A 17,435-nucleotide genomic window follows, 5' to 3' on the forward strand; every position below is an offset into this window, starting at 1 on the left:
GGTGGGACAGAGTCCGCCGCGCGGGAAGGAGGGCCGGGTTGGCCGGGGGGCGGCCCCCGGGGGGGCCGGGGGGGGGCGGGGGGGGGGGGGGGCGGGGGCGGGGTGGGGGGGGGGGGAACCGCCCCGCCGTTCGGCGTGTTGCGCGGCCTTCGGCGCTGGGGCGCCGAAGGCCACGCAACACGTGGCCCCGGCTCAGGTCGAGTCCAAGAGGGTTGGAACTGGGCTCCTTCAAGAGCGCCGAGTCTCGTGCCCAGACGGGCACCGTGACGGACGCAGGCGGGTCCGGCACTGTGGTGGTGGAGGCCCGGTGGGCGCTGTGGTGGTGGAGGCTCGTCTGGCAGTGTGACTGGGCAGGCGGGTTCGGGGGAGCGGTGGTGTAGGTCGGCGTCGGGGGAAAGCAGTGGTCCCCGGCCGAAACGGCCGGGGACCCACTGCTTGTTTGGGTTCTTGGTGCTCTAGCAGAACTCTTTCCAGGCCGTCTTGCTCTGGGGGTCCAGGAGGCGGAAGTCTCCGGTGCTCCAGTCGAGGTCGAAGTAGGCGACCCAGAGGGCCTGGTTCTTGGCCAGGTAGGCGTTGGTGGCTCTCAGCCAGGCGGCGCGGCGGTCGCCGTTGTCGCCCTTGACCAGGAAGCTGCCCGTCTCGGCCACGCCGAAGGGGAGTTTCTCGGCCCTGCTGGTGGCGATGACCCGGTCGTACATGAGGGACGGGTCGTCGTAGCGGCCCTTCTTCCAGCCGAGGTTGTACACGTCCCAGCCGAGGACCTGGATGACGTCGCGGCCCGGGTAGTAGTCGCGCCAGTCGCGCTTGGACAGCGGGTCGAGGCTCCAGCCCATGAGGACGAGCGTGGCGTGCAGCTTCGGGTTGCCGGCCTTGTCGGCGAGGGTCCGCAGGCGGCGCCAGGCGGCGCGGTAGTCGGCGGCGGTGAACTCGCCGGAGGCGATGTTGTCCTCGGGCTCGTGGTAGTAGACCCAGTAGACGTCGCGGTCGCTCGGCGCGGTCGCGAACCAGTTGGTGAACGCCTTGTCGTACTTGCCGGACAGGACGTCCTTCGGCGCGAGCTTGAACGAGATGATCGGCGGCCGGTGCCCGGTGTTCGGGTTGCCGGGCCACGCCGGCGGGACGCCGCGGTAGAACAGCCGGACGGTCTCAAGCCCGCCGTACTCGCCGTCCATGCGGGTCAGGGCGCGCTGGAACGTCTCGCCCGACTTGAGGTTGAGGGAGACGCCGCAGAGCGTCCGGCCGCCGCCGGGGGTGCCGCCGGACGGCGGCGTGGTCGGCGAGGGCACCTCCCAGGTGGGCTCGGGGCCGGGCGTCGGCAGCGACGTCGCGGTCTGCTCGGGCGTCCCGCCGGAGGTGGACGGGGTCGGCGACGGCCGGTCGCCGCGCCGGGTCCTCAGCACGAGGCGCGGACCCTCGCCGGTCTCCCGCGAGTGCAGGGACGCCGCCGAGCCGGGGCTGCTGTTGGTGATCGCGAACGCGTAGCGGCCGGGGCCGGTCACGACCGAGCCGACGTCGAACAGGATCCGGTCGCCGCGGGTGACGGCGGTGGCGACGACCGGGCCCGCGACGGGGCGGTTCGTCCAGGACGTGTCGCTCTCCGTCCAGGAACCGGGAAGGCTGCGCAGCTCCACGTCGCGCGGCCGGTTCTCGGGCCGGTCGAAGACGACCTCCACGCGGGCCTTGGTGACGCGGGGGGTTCCCGGGGGGACGTCGAACGCGACGTACGCCTCGGTGTGCCAGGACGGCCACAGCGAGGCGGTGATCTTCTTCGCGGTGCCGAACCCCTTGCCGGGCATCTCGCGGACGACGTAGGTGTCCGCGGCGGCGGGCACGACGGTCCCGGACCCGGCGGACGTGGTGCGGGCGTCGCGGTCCAGCGCGCCGCCGCCGAGCGCGATCGCACCGGCGGAGCAGCCGACGACGATGAGGGTGCCCGCGGTCGTGAAGTAGAACGCGGGCCGCGGCCCGCGCCGCCGGGCGCGCCGCGCCCGGGCGGGCGGGACGGGCTGTGAGCGGCGCGGGTCGGGCCGGTGATGTCCACCGGGGAACGGGTCGTGTTCGGCCACTGCCGCCCCCTTCAGTTCAATGGTCTTTGCCCTCTGTTCACCGCATAGGGCCCGTTTTGTTACCGCCCTTTATCCCACAAGGCCGCAATTTTCACATCCGTTACGTCCGGAGGCGGCCGGGCTCAGCCCAGCGGGAACATCCCCACCCGGCCGTGGTACTCGTGGCCGAGCTGGTCGGTGTCGCTGCCGACGAGGAGGCCCTTGGGGTCGGCGACGAGGGTCTCGACGCCGTGCCCGAGCGTCCGGGTCGGGTTCCACGACAGCGCCTTGCCGGTCGCCGGGTTCAGCGCGCCGATGCCGGGACGCGACACCGCGCCGGGACCGGCGGAGTCGTGGCCCTGCGGGTTGTCGAGCCAGCGCTGGTGCCCGCCGACGTACACGGCCGCGCCGGTGATGGACGTGGACAGCAGCGTGTCGCCGCCCGTCCAGTTCACCCAGGTCGGCTTCCTGCCGGAGCCGGTGGCGGACGACTCCCAGCGCGCGGCCGAGTCGCACAGCGTGCTGGTGCCGTAGGGGCCGCCGGTGGTGACGACGACGAAGTACTTGCCGTCCGGGGAGAAGTCCATCCCGCGCATGTAGGTGTCGAACGCGCCGAGGTTGCAGGCGTCGGCGTACTCGGTCGTCGCCCAGGTCGACAGCGCGGCCGTGCCCTTGCCCGTGTTGATCACCGCGATCTGCGGGCGGCTCTGGCCGTTGACCTTGGTGAACGTCCCGTTGATGACCAGCCGGGTGTCGGCTGGGTCGACCGCCAGCTTGTAGACCTTGAGCGCGCCCGAACGCGGCGTGGTGACGCTGAAGTTGAAGCCGGCGTCGGCGGCGCCGGTGAGGGCGTCCACGCGGGCCACGGCGGTGCGGGCCTTGCCGCCCGCCTGCGTGAACGTCCCGCCGATGTAGATCCGGGCGCCGCGTCGCACCATGGTCGTGACCCGGTAGTTCACGTTCGGCTTGAAGCCGGTGTGCAGCTTGTTGGTGGTGGTGTTGAGCGAGGCGACCGTGCCGGTCTTTGTGCCGTTGACGGTCGTGAACGTCCCGGCGAGGTAGACCCAGCCGCTCGTGCCCGCCTGGAGGGCGTGGACGGTGCCGTTCACCTTCGGGACGAAGGCCGTGCTGACCTTTCCGGTGCTCATGTCGTAGGCGAAGAGGTTGTGGCGCTTGAGCGTGGGCTTGCCGCTGCCCGCCTCGCGCACCTCCTCGAAGTTGCCGCCGACGACGACGAGGCCGCCCACGACGGCGACGGCGCGGACGGTTCCGTCAAGCACGTGCGGGGTGTTGTTCACCGGGTTCGCCGAGACCACGGACCCCTGGGCGAGGTCGGCGGACGCCGTGCCCGCCGCGGCGGTCAGGGCGGACGCGGCGAGAGCGGTGGCCGTGATGCAGGCGATTGAACGGCGCATGAATGTGCTCCGGGGTGCGGCCGGGAATAGTGATGACATCCTGTACTACCACAAAGCGGGAAAGCCGGCGGCCGTTCCGGGAAAGCGCTACGGGACGGAGACCGCGATCACGTGTCCCGGCTCTTGCCGTTCCGGATTCGGTGGACCAGAACCCGGGTCAGATATGCGCCCAGTTCGATGGTGTAACGGCGCCAGAGCCGGCGCGGTTCCCTGGCGAGCCGGTACAGGAAGCCGATCCGCAATTTCAGCACCCAGGCCGGATAGTAGTCGCGCCGTTCCGCGAGGTGCTCGAAGTAGGCGCCGCAGGTGATCACGACGGGCGCGGTCAGCTCGTCCCGGTATTCGGTGACGAACCGCTGCTGCAGCGGCGTGCCGAGCCCGACGTGCAGGATGTCCGGGGCCGACTCGTTGATCTCGGCGACGAGCCGCGCCGCCGTCGCGTCCGGGATGCGGCCGTTCTCGGCGGCCCAGTGGCCGTGCTGCGTGCCGGCGATCTCCAGGCCCGGGTACCAGTTCCGGACGTTCTCCGCCGCCGCCTCCGCGACGCCGGGAGCGTTCCCGAACAGGAAGACGCGCCAGCCCTGTTCGGCGGGCTGGCCGAACAGGTGGTCGGTGAGGTCGTCGTTCGCCATTCGCTCCGGCACCGGGCGGCCGAAGATCCGGGCGGCGAGCACCACGCCCCAGCCGTCCGGGAGGTTCAGGTCGAAGCCGTTCATGAGGTCGCGCAGCGCGTGGTCTTTCTGCGCTTTGAGCACGTAGTCCGGATTGGCGAAGGTGACGGTCAGCTTCGTCCGCTCTTTGACCGCCGTTTCGACGAACGCCCGGAACTGCGCGACATCGGTGCGGCTGACCCGGACGCCGAGGACGTCGACGGTGTCATGCGGCCATCGTTGGTCCACGCTCGCCCTGCTCTCCTGACGTGCCCGCGAGGCCGGGCGGTACGACCGGAGAGTGCAGCGTATCCCGGTTCCGGGCGGCGCGGTTCCGCAGCACGAGCGCCACCGCGACGGTGCCGGAGGTCAGGACGACCATCGTCCACGCGAGCGGGACGGCGCCCACCCCGAACATCTTCAGCGAGGACGCGACGAGCACGAGCGCCAGCACGCGCCGGATGAGCCCGCCGGGCGCCCGCGAGGAGATCTTCGAGCCGAGGTACACGCCGGGAATGGACCCGACGAGCAGCGCGGCGGTGACCTCCATCCGGAAGTCGCCGAACAGGATGTGGCCGATGGCGGCCGCGAACACCAGCGGGACGGCCTGGAGCAGGTCGGTGCCGACGAGCTGGTTCGCCTTGAGGGACGGGTAGAGCGCCAGCAGCGCGACGATGATCAGCGAGCCGGAGCCGACGGAGGTGATCCCGACGATGAGCCCGCCGACCACGCCGACCAGGACGGTCGGCACCGGCCGCACCTTCACCCGGGAGCCGCCCTCGGCCTCGTCGGCGGGCTCCCCGCGGAACCGGCGGCCGAGCAGCCCGCGCGCGACGAGCCCGGCCGCCGCGATCATCAGCGCGACGCCCATCGCCTTGCCGATCAGGTCCTCGACGGACGCGCCGTCGCCGAGCGCCTTCGCCAGCAGCACGCCGGAGAACGCGGCGGGCACCGAGCCCGCGCACAGCCAGCCGACGAGCCGCAGGTCGATCGTGCCCTGCCGGTAGTGGACGGCGCTGCCGACCGGCTTCATCACGGCGGCGGCGACGAGGTCGCTGGACACGGCGGCGAGCGGGCTGACGCCGAAGAACGTCACCAGCATCGGCGTCATCAGCGCGCCGCCGCCCATGCCGGTCAGCCCGACGATGATGGCGACGAGGAACGAGCCGAACGCCATCGTCCAATCGAAGTCCATTGGCATGACCTACCAGGCATATAGGAAAACTCGTCAGTCAGACTAGGACATACAGGGCGCACCTGTTAACCCGGGTTGCGGTCGACCGACAGTGACTGATCAGGCGCCAAGAGTCAGGCGGATCGCACCCAGCCGCCGTCCACGAGCAGATCGAGGACGAGTCCGACCGCCTCGTCCGGCGCCATCTTGGACGTGTCGAGCACGAGGTCGGCGTCGTCCGGCTCCTCGTAGGGGTCGGAGATCCCGGTGAACTCGGGGATGAGGCCCGCCCGCGCCTTCGCGTACAGGCCCTTGCGGTCGCGGCGCTCGCACTCCTCCAGCGGCGTCGCGACGTGCACGAGGATGAAGTCGCCCACGGCGGACACCATCCGGCGCACCTCCGCGCGGGTCGCCGCGTACGGCGCGATCGGCGCGCAGATCGCGGTGCCGCCGTGCCGGGTGATCTCGGCGGCGACGAACCCGATGCGGCGGATGTTCAGGTCGCGGTCGGCGCGCGAGAACGTCAGGCCGGACGACAGCATCGTCCGGACGACGTCGCCGTCGAGCAGCGTGACCGTCCGGCCGCCGCGCTCGACCAGCGCGTCGGCGAGGCCGCGCGCGACCGTCGACTTCCCCGACCCGGACAGGCCGGTGAAGAACACCGTGATGCCGCGCCGCACCTTCGGCGGGCGGGCGATCGCCAGCTCGGCCGCCACCGCGGGCGGGGTGAACCAGTCGGGGACGGGCTCGCCCGCGTCGAGCAGCTCGCCCAGCCGCTCGGCGGTCAGCTCGGCCTGGACGTGGTCCGGCTCGATCCGCGCGACCGGCCGCCACACCTCGACGTCGGCGTCGTAGGCCCACGGCTCCGGCACGACGATCGGGACGGCGGCGCCATCGACCTCCGCGTCCGCGAGCAGGTGCGTCGCGCCGTAGGCGGCGGCGACCCGCGCCCGCAGCAGGAGGTCGCGCTCGGGCTCGACGCCCTCGCGCTCGGGCAGCGGGACGGGGACGATCCGGGCGCCGTCCGGCAGTTCCCGGCGCACGCCGAGCAGCGCCCGGACGAGCGAGTCGTCGTGCTCGCCGCCGAGCAGCGGCAGCACCAGCACCTCCGCGCCGAGCCGCTCCGCGACCTGCCTGAGCTGGCCGAGCTGCTTGCGGTGCAGCGGTTCGCGAGTGGCCACCGCGAGCCTGTTGGCGGGGGGCGCGGGAGGCCGTCCCCCCTCGGGGGCCTCGGCGGGGAGGGGGCCGCCCACCGGGTCCAGTTCGTCGGGGCGGCGGCGCAGGGCGTGGAACGCTCCGTGCGCCGGGGCGCGCAGCGCCTCCAACGGTCCGGCGAGCCGCCAGCCCCGGCCGGTCGGGTCCTGCCACGCCTCGGTGACGTCCAGCAGCGCGACCGGCACGCCCTCCGGGTCCTGGAGGACGATCCGCCCGTGCTCCGTCAGCTCCTTCGGCACCGACAGCGTGACCGGCACCGGCCACGGCGTGCCGTCGGCGAGCCGGCCGCCCGCGATCACCATGGCCGCGTCGAACGAGCCGAGGAACCCGGTCAGCGGGCGGTACGCCCCGGCCAGGATCAGCTCGAGGTCGGCGAGCTCCACCGGACCGGGCGTCCAGGCGGGCAGGTCGCGCAGCGTGTCGGGTACGCCGTCGGTCACCGCGGTCTCCGATCTGGCCCGGCGCGCGGCCGGGCGGGTGCGTGCGAATGGGAGTTTCCGCAGGAAAAATACTGCGTCGGGGCGGACGCACGCACCCCCGGACAGGCTCAGATGACCCGGGCGAAACGGTTCTCGGGCTTGCGGATGACGAACGTGACCTCGCTGTGGTCTGCGGTGAGGCGTCCCCTGCTCAGCAGCGCGACCAGCCGGCACAGCAGGTCGGCGGGGCCGGTTCCGGCCCCGAGCGCCTCGATCGACCGCCGGGACGCGTACTCCTCGCACACCACGAGCCCGCGCATCACGCAGTACCACTGCATCCCGGACCGGGACGCGACCCGCTCGTAGAGCGCGGTCGGCGGGGCCGTCCGGCCCGCGGGCCGCACCGCCCGCTCCAGGGCGCGTTCGGCGGCCCGCTCCGGGGGCCGCCGCAGGCCGCTCTCGGGCACCATGGCATCGCCCGTGAGCTGCGCGCCCGCGGGCTGCGGGACGCGGGCGTGCGCGCCGCGCCCCTGCCGCGCCCGCCGCCGCCCGCGGCGCCCGGACGTGTGCAGCCGGCGCGGCAGCGTCCGGTCGAGGAACGCGTACGCGGTGTTGCGGTCGCGCAGGTGGACGAGCAGCAGCCCGCCCGGCTTCAGCGCCGCGACGAACCGGTCGAGCACCAGCTCGGCGTGCGGCACCCGCTCGATCAGGTACGTCGCGTGGACGATGTCGAACGCGCGCGGCGGCAGCGGCACGGTGCGCAGGTCGCCGAGGTGCCAGGTGTCGAGGTCGGTCCGCTCGATGGTGTGGGCGCGCAGCGCGGGGGAGTCCTGGTCGACTCCGGTGGCGTGGTGGTCGCGGTCGCCGAGGTCGAGGCCCGTCCCCCAGCCGCAGCCCGCTTCCAGGACGTGGATCCGCTGCAGGGGCTTCTCTAGGGCGTACTGGCGGGCGCGTTCTGAGAAGAGATCGCCGTCGCTGGTCGGCGGCGTACGCAGATCGGTCACAATCTCGCAGCGTAATCGCACGACTGCGCTCCGTCCGCTATTTGCCCTTTCTTGGTAACGGTCGTGTCGCGCTCCGTTCCGGCCGCTCCGTTCCGGGCGCTCCGGGTCCGCGAGTGCCGCGACCTGGGCTCCCGTGCGGGCGGACGGGCGGTCGGCGCGGGCGCGTACCCTGGTAGCCGACACCGGGATCCGCTGGGATTCCGGGTTTTCGGGCTGCCCTGGCACGGGGTGCATCGCTGAAATCGCGGGCGAACGGGCGAAGATGACGCTTTCCGGACTTGTTGACCTTGCACGCACCGACCCCGGCTTGGAACGCGCCCTCCGCGCGGCGCGGGCCGACCAGGAGGTGGTCGCGCCCGCCGCGCTGTGGCCGATCCTCGCCGCCGCGCTGAGCCGCGCGCTGGGCGACCGGGACGGCGGAGCGGGCGTGGTCCTCGCGGTGACCGCGACCGGCCGCGAGGCCGAGGACCTCACCGCCGCGCTGACCAGCCTCCTCGCCCCCGGCCGGGTGGCGCACTTCCCGGCGTGGGAGACGCTGCCGCACGAGAAGCTGTCGCCGCGCTCGGACACGGTCGGGCAGCGGCTCGCGGTGCTGCGCCGGCTCGTCCACCCGGACGCGGGCGGCCCGCCGACCGCCGACGACGCGGCGGAAACGGGCACGGAAGTAGGCAAGGGCGGCGCGCTGGACGTGGTCGTCACGCCGATCCGCGCGGTGCTCCAGCCGATCGTGTCCGGCCTCGCCGACCTGGAGCCGGTGCGCCTCGGCACCGGCGACGACACCGACATGGACGACGTCGTCCGCCGCCTGGTCGAGGCCGGGTACCACCGCGTCGACCTGGTGGAGAAGCGCGGCGAGATCGCGGTGCGCGGCGGCATCCTGGACGTGTTCCCGCCCACCGAGGAGCACCCGCTCCGGGTGGAGTTCTGGGGCGACACCGTCGAGGAGATCCGCTACTTCAAGGCCGCCGACCAGCGGTCCCTTGAGGTGGCGGGGGGCGGGCTGTGGGCGCCGCCGTGCCGCGAGCTGCCGCTGACGGAGACGGTCCGCGAGCGCGCGAGGTCGCTCGCCGCGGAGCACCCGGCGCTGGAGGAGATCCTCGGCCGGATCGCGGACGGCGACACCGTCGAGGGCATGGAGGCGTTCTCGCCCGTCCTCGCCGACGGGATGGAGCTGCTCACCGACCTGCTCCCGGACGGCTCCGCGCTGCTCGTGTGCGAGCCGGAGCGGATCCGCACCCGGTCCGCCGAGCTGGTCCGGACGAGCCAGGAGTTCCTGGAGGCGAGCTGGGTCAACGCCGCCGCCGGGGGAGAGGCGCCGATCGACCTCGGCGCCGCCGCGTTCCGCTCGCTCGACGACGTCCGCGCGCACAGCACCGAGCTGGGGCTGCCGCGCTGGAGCGTTACAGCGCTGAACCCCGAGGGCGATGCGCTCAACCTGGGCGTCCAGCCCGCGGAGGCTTATCGGGGCGACACCTCGCGCGTCGTCGCCGACCTCAAGGGCTGGACGGACGCGGGCTGGCGCGTGGTGATGGTCACCGCCGGGCACGGGCCCGCGGAGCGGTTCGTCCAGCTCGTCGGGGAGGAGGGCCTCGGCGCGCGGCTCGCCGACCTCGCCGGGCCGCCCGACCCGGCGCTCGTCACCGTCACGACCGGGCTGCTCGACAACGGGTTCACCTGGGAGTCGGTCAAGCTCGCCGTGCTGACCGAGACCGACCTGTCGGGGCAGAAGTCGTCCACCCGGGACGCGCGGCGCATGCCGTCCAGGCGGCGCGGCGGCATCGACCCGCTGCAGCTCAAGCCGGGCGACTACGTCGTCCACGAGCAGCACGGCGTCGGCCGGTACGTGGAGATGGTCAGCCGGACGGTCCAGGGCGCCACCCGCGAGTACCTGATCCTGGAGTACGCGAAGAGCGACCGGCTGTTCGTCCCGACCGACCAGCTCGAAGAGCTGACCCGGTACGTCGGCGGGGAGGCGCCGAGCCTGCACCGGCTCGGCGGCGCCGACTGGCAGAAGGCGAAGTCCCGCGCCCGCAAGGCGGTCAAGCAGATCGCCGGGGAGCTGATCCGGCTGTACTCGGCGCGGATGGCGAGCCCCGGCCACCCGTTCGCCCCGGACACCCCGTGGCAGCGCGAGCTGGAGGACGCGTTCCCCTACGTCGAGACGCCCGACCAGCTCGCCGCGATCGACGAGGTGAAGGGCGACATGGAGAAGCCCGTCCCGATGGACCGGCTGATCTGCGGCGACGTCGGCTACGGCAAGACCGAGATCGCGGTGCGGGCGGCGTTCAAGGCCGTCCAGGACGGCCGCCAGGTCGCGGTGCTCGTCCCGACGACGCTGCTGGTGCAGCAGCACCTGTCGACGTTCTCCGAGCGGTTCGCGGCGTTCCCGGTCGTGGTGAAGCCGATCTCCCGGTTCCAGTCCGACAAGGAGATCGAGGCGACGCTGGACGGCCTCGCGAACGGCACCGTGGACGTGGTCGTCGGCACGCACCGGATCCTGTCGTCGCAGACGCGGTTCAAGAACCTCGGCCTGGTCGTCATCGACGAGGAGCAGCGGTTCGGCGTCGAGCACAAGGAGGAGCTGAAGCGGCTCCGCACGCAGGTGGACGTGCTCGCCATGTCCGCGACGCCGATCCCGCGGACGCTGGAGATGGGCCTCACCGGCATCCGCGAGATGTCGACGATCCTGACGCCGCCGGAGGAGCGGCACCCCGTCCTGACGTTCGTCGGGCCGTACGAGGAGAAGCAGATCGCCGCCGCGATCCGCCGCGAGCTGCTGCGCGAGGGCCAGGTGTTCTTCGTGCACAACCGGGTCCGGTCGATCAACAAGGTGGCGGCGAACCTGGCGAACCTCGTCCCGGAGGCGCGGGTCGGGATCGCGCACGGCCAGATGAACGAGAACGAGCTCGAAAAGGTCATGGTCGACTTCTGGGAGAAGAACTACGACGTCCTCGTCGCGACCACGATCGTGGAGTCCGGCCTCGACGTGCCGAACGCCAACACCCTGATCGTCGACCGCGCCGACATGTACGGGCTGTCGCAGCTCCACCAGTTGCGCGGCCGCGTCGGGCGCGGACGCGAGCGCGCCTACGCCTACTTCCTGTACCAGCCGGAGCAGCCGCTGACCGAGACCGCGCACGAGCGGCTCGCGACGCTCGCGCAGCACACCGAGGTCGGCGCGGGCATGTACGTCGCCATGAAGGACCTGGAGATCCGCGGCGCGGGCAACATCCTCGGCGCGGAGCAGTCCGGGCACGTGGCGGGCGTCGGGTTCGACCTGTACGTGCGGATGGTCGGGGAGGCGGTCCGCGACCTGAAGGAGGGCGGCCGCGAACCGGAGGCCGTCGAGACGAAGGTCGAGCTGCCGGTCGACGCGCACCTGCCGCACGAGTACGTGCCGGGCGAGCGGCTCCGGCTGGACGCCTACCGGCGCATCGCCGCGATCACGTCCGAGGACGAGATCGGCGCCGTCCACGAGGAGCTCAAGGACCGGTTCGGGCCGCTGCCCGTCCCGGTGCTGAACCTCCTGGAGGTCGCCCGGTTCCGGACGAAGGCGCGCCGCGCGGGGCTCGGCGACGTCACCCTCCAGGGCAACTTCGTCAAGTTCACGCCCGCGCGGCTGCCCGACTCCAAGCAGGTCAGGCTCCAGCGGCTGTACCCGAAGAGCATCCTGAAGCCGTCGACCGACACGCTGCTCGTGCCCGCGCCGAAGACGGCGCAGATAGGCGGCCGTCCGCTGCGCGACCAGGAGCTGCTCACCTGGGCGACGGACCTGGTGGAGGCGCTGTTCCTGGACGGTCCGCCCGCGTCCGGCAGCCGGTAGTCTGGCGCGGATCCCGGCGATCAACGCTCCCTGAACACGATGAGACGAGGAAACCGTGCCTGGTAGGTCCGTGTCCGCGAGGGCCGTGACGGCGGCCGCGGCCGCCGTGCTGGCGGCCGGCGCGCTGGCCGGCTGCGGCAGCACCCAGAAGGCGGGCACCGCGGCGCTCGTCGGCGGCGACCGCATCACCGTCACGAAGCTCGACCAGACCGTCCGCGACTGGCGGCGGCAGTTCCGCGCCGACCCGGCGGCCAACGACCTGCGGTCCAACTCGGCGAACCCGGGCGCGCAGCTCGGCGGCGAGTCCGACTCCGACCTGCGCGGCGCGCTCACCCTGCTGATCAACTTCCGGGTCGCCCGGAAGGTGGCCGACAAGGCGGGCGTGACCGTCACCGGCGGCGAGGTCGACGCGGCCGTCGAGGGGCTGAACGGCAAGGGCGGGGCCGAGTCGATCACGCTGGCGAGCGGGCTGCCCCGCGCCTACACCCGCGACCTCGCGCGGCTGGTCGCCACGCAGTTCGCGGTGATGCAGCGGCTCGGCGCCAGCCCCGGCAACATGCCGACCCCGCAGACGCAGCAGGCGGGGCAGCGCTGGAACCAGCTGTTCCGCAGCACCGCCGACGGGATGGACATCGAGGTCAGCCCGCGCTACGGCGGCTACGACCCGGGCGAGTTCGCGATCGGCCCGGTCCAGTACAAGCTGTCCACTCCCGACTCGGGTATCTGAGGCGCATGGGCCTGACACTCCTCGCGACCACGCACCGCGTGGCGCCCGGCCTGCTGACCTGGCGCGCGTGGGACGCGCTGCGCTCCGCGTCCGCGGTCCGGACGCGGCCGGGGCATCCGCTGCTGCCGTCCCTGCGCGACGCCGGGATCGCCGCCGACGAGGTGCCCGACCCCGACGCCGCCCGCCTGGTCGCCGACGCGCGCTCCGGCGACGTGCTGTGGGTGGCCGCGCCCGAGGGCGACGAGGCGCTGATGCGCGAGATAGGGGCGCTCGTCGTCGACGACCCCCTGGACGTCGAGGTCCTGCACGGCTCCTACGACCTGCCGGGGGCGCGGCTGCTCGACCTCGTCTCGGTGATGGACACGCTGCGCCGCGAATGCCCGTGGGACCGCAAGCAGACGCACGCGACGCTCGTCCCGTACCTGCTTGAGGAGTCCTACGAGGTCCTCGACACGATCGAGTCGGGCGACTACGGCGCGCTGCGCGAGGAACTGGGCGACGTGCTGATGCAGGTCGCGTTCCACTCGGTGGTGGCCGCCGAGCGCGAGGACGAGACCGCGTTCACCATCGACGACGTGGCCGGCGCGATCGTCGACAAGCTCGTCCGCCGCCACCCGCACGTGTTCGGGGACGTGACCGTCTCCGGCGCCGACGAGGTCAACGCGAACTGGGAGCAGATCAAGGCGGCGGAGCGGGCGGAGAAGAGCGGCGCGGAGGCGTCGGCGCTGGACGGCGTCCCGATGGGCCAGCCCGCGCTGTCGCTCGCCGCGCAGCTCCAGCGGCGCGCCGCCCGCCTCGGAGCGCCCGACGACCTCGCCGACGCTCTTCCGGACGGCCAGCCGGGCGATCTTCCGGACGTCCGAAACGACCTGGGCGCGCGGCTGTTCGCGCTCGTCCGGGACGCGGCCGCGCGCGGGCTGGACGCCGAGTCGGAGTTGCGCACGGTATCGCGGGTATTCCGCGATCGTGTCCGACAGTGGGAGCGAAGCCGGGGCCCAGAGTGAATCGTCGGGTTTCGCCCCGAACATGGCCGATGGGGTAGTCCGGCCGGGGACACCCGTCTACTCTGATCGCGTGCCGGCTGAGGCTGAGGGTGATACCGGAGATCCTGACGTAGTCAGAGATCTCGTGCCGGCGCGCCGTGACGGGCGCCGTGACGGGCGCAATGGCAAGCGGCGGAACCGGCGGTGGCTGACCCCGTCGACGTCTCGCGCCGAGAAGGCCCGCGCGCTCCGCGGCCTCGGCGTGTTAGGCGGTCTCTCCGGGCTGCTCGTCGCGCTGCTGGTGCTGCCCACCGCGTGCGCGGCCGGGGTCGGCGCCCGCGACGCCTCCGACTGGTTCCGGGCCGAGCCGGACGGGCTGACGACCTCCGGCGTCCCGCAGCGCTCCCGGATCCTCGCCGCCGACGGCCGGACGATCGCCACGTTCTTCTACCAGAACCGCGTGGACGTCCCGATGTCGAAGATCGCGCCGGTCCTCCGGATCGCCGTGCTCGCCATCGAGGACAGCCGCTTCTACAACCACGGCGCCATCGACGCGCAGGGCACGCTGCGGGCGCTCGCGAGCAACCTCGGCAGCGGCCAGGTGACGCAGGGCGGGTCCGGCATCACCCAGCAGTACGTGAAGAACCTGCTGCTCACCCAGGCCGACACGGCGGCCGAGCGGGCGGCGGCCAAGGAGATCTCCGCGGCGCGCAAGATCCGCGAGCTGCGGTACGCGGTCGCGATCGAGAAGCGCTACACCAAGGACGAGATCCTGCGCCGCTACCTCAACATCGCCTACTACGGCGACGGCGCGTACGGCATCGAGGCGGCGTCCCGGCACTACTTCTCCAAGCACGCCGCCGAGCTGAGCCTGTCCGAGGCGGCGCTGCTCGCGGGCATCATCCGCTACCCCTACGCCTACGACCCGACGCGGCATCCGGGCGCGGCCCGCGAGCGGCGCAACGTCGTCCTGCACCGGATGGCGGAGCTCGGCTGGATCGACCACGCGGCGGCGGACGCGACCGCGCGGCTCCCGATCAGGCTGAACGTGGACGACGTCAAGAGCGGCTGCGTGACCAGCGCGGCGCCGTTCTTCTGCGACTACGTCCAGCGGGAGATCCAGACCAACCCGGTGTTCGGGCCGACGCCCGCCGCGCGCGAGAAGCTCCTCAAGCGGGGCGGCCTCACGATCCGCACCACCATGGACCCGGTGGCGCAGCGGGCCGCGCAGCGCGCCGTGGACGGGCACGTCCCGCCGAGGAACTCGGCGCACAAGGCCGCGGCCGAGGCGATGGTCCAGCCGGGCACCGGCGAGATCAAGGCCATGGTCGTCGACCGCGCGCTCGGCCCGGACAAGGAGCGCGGCAAGACCTGGATCAACTTCGCCGCCGACGCGAGCCACGGCTCCAGCATCGGCATGCAGGCCGGGTCCACGTTCAAGGTGTTCACCCTGGCCGCCGCGCTCGACCAGGGCATGCCGTTCGGGACGCGGCTGATGGCCCCCCGCGAGTTCACCGCCGTCGGGTACCGCAACTGCAAGGGCCAGCGGGTCGGCGACGCGTCCAAGCCGCTGCGCAACTCGGCGGACGGCGAGGGCGGCAAGCGGTTCAGCCTCGTCACCGGCACCCACCACTCCGTGAACACCTTCTTCCTCGCGCTGGAGAAGGAGGTCGGCCTCTGCGAGACGGTGAAGATGGCCGAGAAGCTCGGGATGCGGCAGGCGAGCGGCAAGCCGCTGGAGCAGTACCCGTCGTTCACGCTCGGCTTCAACCCGGTCTCGCCACTGCGGCTCGCGGCGGCGTACGCGGCGTTCGGCGCGCGCGGCCGCTACTGCGAGCCGGTCGCGATCCGGGAGATCCGGGACGCCTCCGGCCGCAAGCTCAAGGTCCCGCCGCGCAAGTGCCGCCAGGCCGTCGACCGGGGCGTCGCGGACGCCGTGAACTACGTGCTGAGCGGCGTCCTCACCAAGGGCACGGCGCAGGGCATGGGCCTCGGCCGCGACGCCGCGGGCAAGACCGGCACCGTCGACGACTTCTCCGCCGCCTGGTTCGCGGGCTACACCCCGGACCTCGCCGCCGCGGTGTGGGTCGGCGACCCGCGCGGCGGCTACCGGTACCCGATGGACGGCCTGTGCATGGACGGCCGCTGCTACGGCTCGGTGTTCGGGGCGACGATCCCCGCGCCGATCTGGCAGCAGAGCATGCTCGGCGCCCTTTCCGGGACGGGCCCTGGCTCCTTCCACCGGCCCCCGTCGGAGTACTTCAGCAAGGGGACCGGCGAGGACAAGGTGAAGCTGCCCGACGTGCGCGGCCTGAAGCTCCGCGAGGCGGTAGCGAAGCTGCGCGAGGCCGGGCTCAAGGTGCAGGTGCGGCAGCCGGTGGAGTCCCGCGAGTACCCGAAGGGGACGGTCGCCGAGATGTCGCCCGACCCCGGCTCGGTCGAGCCCGGCGACACCGTCGAGCTGCGCGTCAGCAAGGGGCCCGGTCCCGGTGGGGACGGGCAGCCGCCGGTCCCGCCCACGTTCCCGCCGACCTTCCCGCCGCCGGCCGACCCCGGCCGGCAGGCGCCCGCCTGACCGTCCGGTCCCGCCCGGTGATCGTGCTGTGTGATCGTCCCATCGGCGGGTAGATCACCAACGCAGTGATTCCGTTCGGGGGGACGATCGTCATGCGAGCCATCGCCGTGTCCGAGTACGGCGCCACACCGGCGCCCATGCAGTTGCCGCGCCCGCGGCCGGGGCCGGGGGAGATCCTGGTCCGGATGATCGCGGCCGGGCTGAACCCGGTCGACTGGAAGATCGCCGACGGGATGCTCAAGGACTCCGTCGACGCGACGTTCCCGCTGATCCTCGGCCAGGACGGCGCGGGCGTCGTGGAGGAGGCCGGGGAGGGCGTGACCCGGCTGCGTCCCGGCGAGCAGGTCTACGGCTCGTTCGGCTCGGTGGCCCGCGGCCTCGGCAGCTACTGCGAGTACGCCCTCGCCCGCGACGACGGCCCGGTCGCCCGGATGCCGGAGGGCATGATCTACACGCAGGCCGCGGCGGTGCCGACCGCGAGCATGACCGCGCTGAGCATGGTCGAGGAGGCCCGCGTGGACGAGGGGCAGACCGTCCTCGTCATCGGCGCGACCGGCGGCGTCGGGCAGGGCCTCGTGCAGCTCGCCGCCCGCGCCGGCGCGAAGGTCGTCGCCACCGCCCGCGCCGACATGGCGGGGACGATGCGGCGGCTCGGCGCGGCCGAGACCGTCGACCACTCCAAGGGCGACCTCAACCGGCAGGTGCTCGCCGTCCACAGCGACGGGATCGACGTCATCATGGACACGGCCGCCGACACCGCAGGCGCCGAGCACCTGGCCCAGCTCCTGCGCCCCGGCGGGACGTTCGTCAGCACGACCTGGTCGGTCAGCCCGGACGCGATGGCCGCCCGCGAGGTGCGCGGCGTCAACTTCCAGGGGCACCCTTCGGCGGCGCTCCTGGACCGGCTGTCCGACCTCATCGACGCGAGCGAGCTGCGCGTGCGGGTCGAGCGCGAGGTGCCCCTTGAGGACGCCGCGGAGGCGCTCGCCGACAACCGCGCGGGCGGCGCCCGCGGCAAGACCGTGATCCGCATCTGACCCCGGCGATGCAGGGAGAACGCATGACCGCAGCGAAGCGAGGATCACTGCGTCTCCCCCTCGGGGGTCTGGGGGTCGCCCCCCGGAAAGGCAGGAACCCATGACCGAGAAGGGCGCGGGCCGTCCGGACGACGATGACGACCGGCGCGGACGCCTCCGCGAGATCGAGCAGTCCCTCGACCGGCTCCGGGCGGACCTCGTCCCGCCGCGCGAGGACGCCGGGGACAACATCGACTCCGCGCAGAACCTCACCGCCCGCGAGGAGATCGCGGGCCAGATCGAGCTGCTGGAGTACGAGCGCGAGCGGCTCCGCACCGCGCTCGGCCTGACCTGACCCGGCCTGACCTGACCCGGCTGGACCGGGCGCG

12 protein-coding genes are annotated in these 17,435 nt (G+C 72.9%); 6 read left to right on the forward strand and 6 right to left on the reverse strand.

The genetic code is table 11. The annotated features are described in order from the left end of the window. Window positions 1-455: 455 nt before the first annotated feature. The 6 genes from FXF65_RS17935 to FXF65_RS17960 form a co-directional block, all read right to left on the reverse strand. Window positions 456-2,066: a CBM96 family carbohydrate-binding protein gene (locus tag FXF65_RS17935; protein ID WP_148351134.1), complete on the reverse strand. Its 1,611-nt coding sequence runs from the start codon at window positions 2,064-2,066 to the stop codon at window positions 456-458. 122 nt (window positions 2,067-2,188) lie between these two features. Further along, window positions 2,189-3,460 (reverse strand): hypothetical protein, encoded by a 1,272-nt coding sequence (locus FXF65_RS17940; RefSeq protein ID WP_148351135.1) that lies wholly within the window; start codon window positions 3,458-3,460, stop codon window positions 2,189-2,191. 107 nt (window positions 3,461-3,567) lie between these two features. Beyond that, on the reverse strand, window positions 3,568-4,359 hold the full coding sequence (locus FXF65_RS17945; protein WP_148351136.1) for a WecB/TagA/CpsF family glycosyltransferase: 792 nt from the start codon (window positions 4,357-4,359) through the stop codon (window positions 3,568-3,570). Then, on the reverse strand, window positions 4,337-5,305 hold the full coding sequence (locus FXF65_RS17950; protein ID WP_148351137.1) for a sulfite exporter TauE/SafE family protein: 969 nt from the start codon (window positions 5,303-5,305) through the stop codon (window positions 4,337-4,339). Before FXF65_RS17950 ends, FXF65_RS17945 begins: the two co-directional genes overlap by 23 nt. Window positions 5,306-5,418: 113 nt before the next feature. After that, window positions 5,419-6,939 carry an adenylyl-sulfate kinase gene (gene cysC / locus FXF65_RS17955; protein WP_148351138.1) on the reverse strand — a complete coding sequence of 507 codons (1,521 nt, stop codon included), beginning with the start codon at window positions 6,937-6,939 and terminating at the stop codon, window positions 5,419-5,421. Window positions 6,940-7,046: 107 nt separating this feature from the next. Further along, on the reverse strand, window positions 7,047-7,922 hold the full coding sequence (locus FXF65_RS17960; protein ID WP_148351139.1) for a class I SAM-dependent methyltransferase: 876 nt from the start codon (window positions 7,920-7,922) through the stop codon (window positions 7,047-7,049). Between the two features lie 262 nt (window positions 7,923-8,184). Here FXF65_RS17960 and mfd point away from each other — a divergent pair, with 262 nt between their 5' ends. The 6 genes from mfd (at window position 8,185) to FXF65_RS17990 (ending at window position 17,401) form a co-directional block, all read left to right on the forward strand. Then, window positions 8,185-11,745, forward strand: coding sequence for a transcription-repair coupling factor (gene mfd, locus FXF65_RS17965; RefSeq protein WP_148351140.1), 3,561 nt, complete (start codon window positions 8,185-8,187; stop codon window positions 11,743-11,745). Between the two features lie 70 nt (window positions 11,746-11,815). Next, on the forward strand, window positions 11,816-12,472 hold the full coding sequence (locus tag FXF65_RS17970) for a SurA N-terminal domain-containing protein (RefSeq protein ID WP_148351141.1): 657 nt from the start codon (window positions 11,816-11,818) through the stop codon (window positions 12,470-12,472). A gap of 5 nt (window positions 12,473-12,477) precedes the next feature. Next, window positions 12,478-13,476 (forward strand): nucleoside triphosphate pyrophosphohydrolase, encoded by a 999-nt coding sequence (locus FXF65_RS17975; RefSeq protein ID WP_148351142.1) that lies wholly within the window; start codon window positions 12,478-12,480, stop codon window positions 13,474-13,476. Window positions 13,477-13,600: 124 nt separating this feature from the next. Further along, window positions 13,601-16,030, forward strand: coding sequence for a penicillin-binding protein (locus tag FXF65_RS17980; RefSeq protein WP_246198886.1), 2,430 nt, complete (start codon window positions 13,601-13,603; stop codon window positions 16,028-16,030). Between the two features lie 92 nt (window positions 16,031-16,122). Further along, window positions 16,123-17,067 (forward strand): NADP-dependent oxidoreductase, encoded by a 945-nt coding sequence (locus tag FXF65_RS17985; RefSeq protein WP_187412369.1) that lies wholly within the window; start codon window positions 16,123-16,125, stop codon window positions 17,065-17,067. A gap of 100 nt (window positions 17,068-17,167) precedes the next feature. Continuing rightward, complete coding sequence (locus FXF65_RS17990; RefSeq protein WP_148351144.1) at window positions 17,168-17,401, forward strand: hypothetical protein; 234 nt, start codon at window positions 17,168-17,170, stop codon at window positions 17,399-17,401. Window positions 17,402-17,435: the final 34 nt, after the last annotated feature.

This window comes from Actinomadura syzygii (genome assembly GCF_008085905.1).
GTDB classification, from domain to species: domain Bacteria; phylum Actinomycetota; class Actinomycetes; order Streptosporangiales; family Streptosporangiaceae; genus Spirillospora; species Spirillospora syzygii.

What these genes read in the sequence shown, in the direction of transcription:
- FXF65_RS17940 (WP_148351135.1), bottom strand. Translation starts at nt 3,460, where the DNA reads ATGCGCCGTTCAATCGCCTGCATCACGGCCACCGCTCTCGCCGCGTCC.
- FXF65_RS17950 (WP_148351137.1), bottom strand. Translation starts at nt 5,305, where the DNA reads ATGGACTTCGATTGGACGATGGCGTTCGGCTCGTTCCTCGTCGCCATC.
- mfd (WP_148351140.1), top strand. Translation starts at nt 8,185, where the DNA reads ATGACGCTTTCCGGACTTGTTGACCTTGCACGCACCGACCCCGGCTTG.
- FXF65_RS17975 (WP_148351142.1), top strand. Translation starts at nt 12,478, where the DNA reads ATGGGCCTGACACTCCTCGCGACCACGCACCGCGTGGCGCCCGGCCTG.
- FXF65_RS17985 (WP_187412369.1), top strand. Translation starts at nt 16,123, where the DNA reads ATGCGAGCCATCGCCGTGTCCGAGTACGGCGCCACACCGGCGCCCATG.
- FXF65_RS17990 (WP_148351144.1), top strand. Translation starts at nt 17,168, where the DNA reads ATGACCGAGAAGGGCGCGGGCCGTCCGGACGACGATGACGACCGGCGC.